Source organism: Catenibacterium sp. co_0103, from assembly GCF_004168205.1.
In the GTDB taxonomy this organism is placed as follows: domain Bacteria; phylum Bacillota_I; class Bacilli_A; order Erysipelotrichales; family Coprobacillaceae; genus Catenibacterium; species Catenibacterium mitsuoka_A.
Genome location: NZ_RCYB01000001.1, coordinates 80,376 through 87,788, shown reverse-complemented (window position 1 = coordinate 87,788; position 7,413 = coordinate 80,376). Strand labels below are relative to the sequence as shown.

The 7,413-nt window shown below is 33.6% G+C and carries 5 protein-coding genes; 4 read left to right on the top strand and 1 reads right to left on the bottom strand.

The window, feature by feature from the left end:
- Window positions 1-357: 357 nt before the first annotated feature.
- A complete protein-coding gene (locus EAI80_RS00455; RefSeq protein ID WP_129980507.1) occupies window positions 358-1,623 on the bottom strand; it encodes an AI-2E family transporter in 1,266 nt (421 codons plus the stop codon).
- 120 nt (window positions 1,624-1,743) lie between these two features.
- Between EAI80_RS00455 and EAI80_RS00450 the strand changes: the two genes are divergently transcribed.
- From EAI80_RS00450 to EAI80_RS00435, 4 genes are all read left to right on the top strand, one after another.
- Window positions 1,744-2,733 (top strand): nucleoid-associated protein, encoded by a 990-nt coding sequence (locus EAI80_RS00450; RefSeq protein WP_117459632.1) that lies wholly within the window; start codon window positions 1,744-1,746, stop codon window positions 2,731-2,733.
- A gap of 92 nt (window positions 2,734-2,825) precedes the next feature.
- Window positions 2,826-4,730 (top strand): 1,4-alpha-glucan branching protein GlgB, encoded by a 1,905-nt coding sequence (glgB, locus tag EAI80_RS00445; protein ID WP_129980506.1) that lies wholly within the window; start codon window positions 2,826-2,828, stop codon window positions 4,728-4,730.
- A gap of 3 nt (window positions 4,731-4,733) precedes the next feature.
- Complete coding sequence (locus tag EAI80_RS00440) at window positions 4,734-7,130, top strand: glycogen/starch/alpha-glucan phosphorylase (RefSeq protein WP_129980505.1); 2,397 nt, start codon at window positions 4,734-4,736, stop codon at window positions 7,128-7,130.
- Window positions 7,130-7,384, top strand: coding sequence for a DUF1292 domain-containing protein (locus tag EAI80_RS00435; RefSeq protein ID WP_129980504.1), 255 nt, complete (start codon window positions 7,130-7,132; stop codon window positions 7,382-7,384). The genes EAI80_RS00440 and EAI80_RS00435 overlap by 1 nt, the downstream gene beginning before the upstream one ends.
- The last annotated feature ends 29 nt before the right edge of the window (window positions 7,385-7,413 follow it).

Here is a 7,413-nt window from a genome sequence, read left to right as displayed (position 1 = left end):
AGTTGATTGTACAATCATAAGTGTCCTGGCTCTAAGTCCAACTTATTTGTGCTTGAAAAGATAGCGGCGACTTATAAAAATTCAGGATATTCTATTTGAGCAGAATTGCCTACTCACCTTCACGTGCTCTGTAGTATACCACCTCTCTTTGATTATACTATTATATCGAGAGGCACATTATAGTTTTGGTGGATTTGAGTTTGGTTATATATTTGTGTCCGCGCAACGAAGGCGCGGGGAAATGGAGAAATAAATGAAAAAAACAATCTAGAGTTAGATGGTGACATCTTTACTCAGATTGTTTTATGTGGAAACCATAAGAAGAATATTTCAACTGGCATAATATGTGGATCCCGATTAAATAGAAGGGTCCTTTTTTGGTTTTACTTTATTATCTATTCTATTTCCATTTTCATCTAGTTTATAGAGGTTATTGTATGTGACTTCTATATGTTTCTGATAGAGTCCTATATTAATAATTCTAGAGAATACAGCATAGATCAAAGCAGTAAGTGGTACACCAATAAGTACACCAACAACACCCCATAGATTACCAAATATAGTAATACCTAATAAGACAAATAAACCACTTATACCTACAGATTTACCTACAATCTTAGGATATACAAAATTACCTTCAAACTGCTGTAAGCAAAGATAAATAATCGCAAAAGCGAACATGCTCTTACTCTGTGCTGCAGCCACTAAGATGAGTCCCGCAAAGAAGGTAATGAAATTACCAAACATTGGGACAAAGCTAAATAAGAAAGCCATAATCGCAATTAATTCAGGGAAAGGCATTCTAAATAAACGCATCGCAATATAAACCTCTAACATAAAACATATTGCTTCTAACATCTGTCCTGTCACAAAACTATTAAAGTAATGATTGGCTTCACTCATGATATCAAAAGCGACGCCTGCACGTTTATGACCTAATATATATGCAATGAGTTTTCTACCTTGTTCAAGATGTTTCTCTTTATTTGCAAGAAGATAGAGAGCCATAAAGAATGAAGTGATGGCAGTAATGAATGAACCACCAATATTTGATACAAATTCTGTTGTTTTAAAATGAGGATTACCTAAGAAATTACCTGCAGTCGCAAGAATTGTACTTAAATCAATAGAGGCAAACCATTTCTGTACTTCATCTACTGTTACTGAATAATCAATATTAAATTTTGTACATATAGAAGTAATATAGACAGCAAGTCTTCTTGCATAATTATCTAAGTTAGAGAATAAGAGTGAGAAGCTTTCTCCAATTCTAGGAATAATGAATGAGAAGAACATCACTAATATTAATAGTAAACATATAATAGTGATAACCATCGCAATACCACGAGTTCCCTCTGTTAAGAATTGAGGAAGCTTTAAGTTAGGTTTTTTCTTCATCAATTGTTCTCTTGCTTTCACAAGTAACTTCTCTACTAGTTTCATTGGAATATTGATCACAAATGCGATTACTATCGCAATATAGAATGGTCTTGCAAGCCCTAATGCATTAAGGAAGAAGTCCCATACTGAGTCTAAATTAAAAAGAATAAAAGCTAAGACAATACCATATGTAATATATTGGAAAATCTTGTCATCTGGAAAATTGAAATTTTTGTTGTCCATTATAATCACCTAAGGAAATAGTACCACAAAATTAGGGGTATTGTTACTAGAAATTAAATAAGAAAAGGTTGAGGAATAGAAGAAATTTGCTATAATGACACACGTGAAAGGAGAATTTAAATGAACACTATTATTATTAATAAAATCATGATGCATATGCTTGATTTTGAGCATCGTAAGATATATTTAAGTGAAGATTTCTGTGAATTAAATGATACAACTCAGGAATATTATCATAAAAAAGTAGAAAAAGCTTTATACAGTCCAGCTATTAAAGAGCTTGTTGTGCCTTCACTTCATGAATTATTACTTCGTGCAGATAAGATGCTAGAAGATGATGAAGAATTCAAGAAACAGGCAAAAGAAATTAGTGAAAAGTTCTTTGCATTAGGTTCAGTGATTGAAGAAATGCCTAATAGTAATATTTTATATGTGGATTGTTATCGTGATGGTGTACATATGATTGCCGCTTTAAAGCTTAATTATAAATATAATTCTGTATCTCTTGTAGAAGAGGAAAATGTCCGTATTACAAGAAGACAGGTTCTTCCTCAGATTGGTACAGCTGTTGATGAAGCGATTATTATAGATACAGATCATAAGAAGATATCTCTTATTGAAAAGAAGTATCTCATTGATGGCAAGATGGATACTTACCTTAATAGTCAATGGATCAAGGGAGAAGAAAAACTCACTGATCGTCAGAAGATTTCTACTATGAAGAAAGTAGTGAATAAGATTGATGATATTTATCATGTGAATGATAAAGAAGCACTTCCACTTGTAAAACAGGAAATATTAGAAAGAACACAGATGGGTGAACTTGTTAAACCAATAGAAGTAGTTCGTAAGGTCATGGAAAGAGATTATCAGGCTCAGGAAGAATCAGAAACAATGTTGAAGGATCTTGGGATTGGTGAGGATGATACAATTTCTTTAAATGCATTAGGACGTTCTGTAGAGGTTGTTAAGATTACTCTTGATGAGGATATTCAGATAACTATGCCAGTAGATGAATATGTGAATGGCTCTACTTTTGAAAAGAAAGAAAACCCTGATGGAACAGTTTCTATCGTATTAAATAATATTCAAGACATTACAATTAAGTAAACGTTTACATTTTTTTGCCTATGTTGTCTGAAATGAATGAAGTTTGGTCATATTTATTGTATAATAAAGTTTATGAAGGGAGACATATAGGTATGTTAGATAATTTCTTGATAAAATTGTTTTTTGAAGGAAAGTGTTTAGAAGCATATAAGGTATTCGGTGCTCATCCGGATAAAAAGGGCGTTCGCTTTACAGTATATGCACCACATGCAAGAAGTGTTCAGGTTGTAGGTAATTTTAATGACTGGGACGGAACACAACATTATATGGAGAGATATAATGATGGAGGCGTGTGGACTCTCTATATTGAAGGGTTAAAGCAGTATGACCTTTATAAATATAGAATTGAAACACCTTCTGGAGCTATTGTTGATCGTGCAGATCCATATGCCTTTTTCAGTGAAATTAGACCAGGTACAGCATCTAAGGTATATAATTTAGATGGTTATCGCTGGCATGATTCTAGATGGATGAAGTCACGTTCTAATAACTATGATCGTAACATGAATATTTATGAAGCGAATCTTGGTTCTTGGAAGATGAAAAAGGAATTTACAGATACATCTGATGGAGAATTTTATTCATATGAAGAAATGATTGATGAAATCATTCCTTATGTAAAGAAGATGGGCTATACACATATTGAAGTAATGCCTTTAAATGAGTTCCCATTTGATGGTTCTTGGGGATATCAGGCAACAGGTTACTTTAGTGCGACAAGTCGTTATGGACAGCCAAAACAGTTAAAGGATTTCATTAATGCGTGTCATAAAGAAGGTATAGGTGTCATTATGGACTTTGTACCTGCTCATTTTGTAAAAGATGGACATGGTCTTTATCAGTTTGATGGAGGCTGGGTTTATGAATATGCAGATGTGAATAACCGTTATTCTGAATGGGATTCAGTATATTTTGATGTGACAAAAGATACTGTACGTTCATTCTTAAAGAGTGCTGTTCATTTTTGGGCAGAAGAATTCCATATTGATGGTATTCGTTTTGATGCTGTCAGCAACCTTATTTACTGGAAAGGTAATAAAGACTTTGGTACAAATAATGGGGCTTTAGAGTTCTTAAAGACTATGAATGAACAGATTCATGAAAGATATCCTGCATTAATGACTATTGCAGAAGACTCAACTGATTTCCCATATGTTACTAAACCAGTTAAGGATGGTGGTTTAGGATTTGATTATAAGTGGGATATGGGCTGGATGAATGATACATTGAAGTATTTCAAAGAAGATCCAGTTTATCGTCAATATGATCATAATTTATTAACTTTCTCAATGATGTATTTCTATTCAGAAAGATTTATTTTACCATTCTCACATGATGAAGTGGTTCATGGTAAAGCAACTATTTTAAATAAGATGTGGGGACTTGATGGAGAGAAGTTCGCACAGGCAAAAGCTTTATATACATATATGATGACTCATCCTGGTAAGAAACTTAATTTCATGGGTAATGAATTAGGTGAATACAAGGAATGGGATGAAAGAAAAGCATTGGCTTGGAATATCTTAGAATATCCACAGCATGATTCTTTCCATCATTTTATGCAGGATTTAAATAAGATGGTTGAAGAACATCCAGCTCTTTATAGTATGGATTATGATCCAGAAGGATTTAAATGGCTGGTTGTAGATGATCATAATCAGAGTGTATTCTCATATGCTCGATTTGATAAGAAAGGCAACTGTTTAGTTATAGTAGCTAACTTTATTGGTAATAGTCATGATAATTATGCTGTACCAGTACCGTTTGCTGGAAGCTATAAAGAAATCTTGAATACAGATAAAGATAGTTATAACGGTTCTAATTACACAAATACACGTGCTTTAAGATCAAAGAAAGGTACTTGTCTCAATGAAGCACAGAGTATTCATGTGAAATTAGCGCCATTTAGCGCGGTGGTATTTGAATATCATAAGCCAGCTAAAAAAGCGTCTTCTCCAAAGAAGACAAAGAAAAGTGTTGTAAAGGAAGGAAAGTAGTAAATGTTTAATACAAAAGAAGAATTTAAGTATGAATTTTCTAAGCGAATCATTGAATCATATGGTCGTACAGTAGAAGAAGCACATTTAACAGAAAAGTTCATGGTTCTTGAAACTATGGTTCGTGACTATGCATCTGTTAACTGGGCTATGACAAAGATGGCAGTTCAGGCTAAGCAGCAGAAACAGGTTCACTATTTCTCTATGGAGTTCTTAGTTGGTCGTCTATTAGTCAACAATATGATGAACTTAGGTATTTATGAAACTGCAAAAGAAGGTCTTGCTGATTATGGTATTAATATCCATGACCTAGAAGAATTAGAATCTGATGCTGGTTTAGGTAATGGTGGTTTAGGTCGTCTTGCTGCCTGCTTTATGGATTCTTTAGCTTCTTTATCTTATCCAGCTTTCGGTAATACTATTCGTTATGACTATGGATTCTTCAAACAGAAGATTGAAAATGGATACCAGGTAGAAGTACCAGACCAGTGGTTACGTTTAGGCAATATGTGGGAAGTAAGAAAACCTAAGCATGCAACAGAAGTTAAATTCTGGGGTAAAGTAATCTGGGATGATGCAACTGGTGGATGGAAGCATGTAGATTATGAAGCAGTACGTGCTGTACCTTATGATATGCCAATTGTTGGTAATGATACTAAGGTGACTAATACATTAAGATTATGGAAAGCTGAACCTAGCGAAAACATTCCTACAAATAAAGATTTCCGTCAGTATGCACAGGAAGTGAATGATATCTGCCAGACATTATATCCTGATGATTCTACACATGCTGGTAGAGTATTACGTTTAAAACAGCAGTATTTCTTTGTATGTGCTGGTTTAAATTCTATTATTCGTGCTCATTTAAGAGTATATCCTGATTTAACTAACTTCCATGAAAAGAACGTTATTCAGTTAAATGATACACATCCAGTATTAGTTATTCCTGAATTAATGCGTGTATTTATTGATGATTATGGAATGGAATGGGATGATGCATGGAATCTCGTATGTAAGACCTGCGCATATACAAACCATACAATCCTTGCTGAAGCATTAGAAAAATGGCCTGTTGATATGATGAGAGACTTATTACCAAGAGTTTATCAGATCATCGAAGAAATCAATAGACGTTTCATTGGTTTCGTAAAACAGCAGACTGAAAATGATAACGAACTATTACAGAGAGTTATGATTATTAAAGATGGTCAGGTACATATGGCTAGACTTGCGATTGCTGGTTCATTTAGTGTCAATGGTGTAGCACAGCTTCACTCTGATATCTTAAAAGAAAGAGAAATGAAGGATTTCGATACTTTATATCCTAACAAGTTCAACAATAAAACAAATGGTGTCACTCATAGAAGATGGCTTGCATATTGTAACCCACAGTTAACTTCATTAATTAATGAATCAATCGGTGATAGCTGGATGCATAGACCAGATGATTTAGAAAAGTTAGCTCCTTATGTAACTGATTCAATTACTCAGAGTAAGTTCTATAATGTAAAACAGCAGAGAAAACAGATTCTTGCAGATTACATTAAGGAACATAATGGTATTGATGTAGATGTTAATTCTATCTTTGATATTCAGGTTAAGAGATTACATGCATATAAGAGACAGTTATTAAATGTCATGCATATTATCTATTTATATCAGAGAATGAAAGAAGATAGCAGCTTCAGAATTTATCCACATACTTATATCTTTGGTGCAAAAGCTGCTCCTTCTTACTATTTAGCTAAGAAGATTATTAAGCTAATTAACAGCGTAGCTGATAAGGTAAACAGTGACCCAGAAACTAATAAATACTTAAAGGTTGTATTTATTGAAAACTATGGTGTTACTATTGCGGAAAAGATTATTCCTGCTGCAGATGTATCTGAACAGATTTCTACTGCTGGTAAGGAAGCAAGTGGTACTTCTAACATGAAGTTCATGATGAATGGTGCTTTAACACTTGGTACATTAGATGGTGCCAATGTAGAAATTGCGGAATTAGTTGGTGATGATAACGTAGTTATCTTTGGTATGAAGGATAATGAAGTCAATGACTTAAAGGCAAGTGGTTCTTATAGCTCTTGGAATGAATATAACAATAATCCAAACATCAAGAAGGTTATTGATTCATTAGTAGATGGTACTTGGAACACTTCAAGAGAAGAATTCAAGATTATCTTTGATGAATTAATGGCTAGAAATGATGAATACTTCTTATTAAAGGACTTTGAAAGCTATAGACTTGCACAGGAAAAGATCAATAACTTATATCAGGACCGTGCTAACTGGTCTAAGATCTGCTTAGCTAATATCGCAAAGAGTGGTCATTTCTCAAGTGATAGAACTATTGAAGACTATGTAAAGGATATCTGGCATTTAAATAGGGTGAAAATCTAATGAAAGATACATTCGTACTAGACGTAGATTGTGAAGAAGTAACTTGTGAAGTCATTTTAGGATTCACAGATGACGCAACAGGTAAAGAATATATCATCTATACAGATAACAGTTCAGATGAAGATGATCAGTTGAATATCTATGCTTCACAGGTAGATCCTGAAGATGCAGATAATATTCTTCCTATTGAAACAGAAGAAGAATATGCATTTGTACAGGAAGTATTAGATTCAATGATGTCTGAAGAAGAATAAAGACTCAAAGGCTTAACGATTACGTTAAG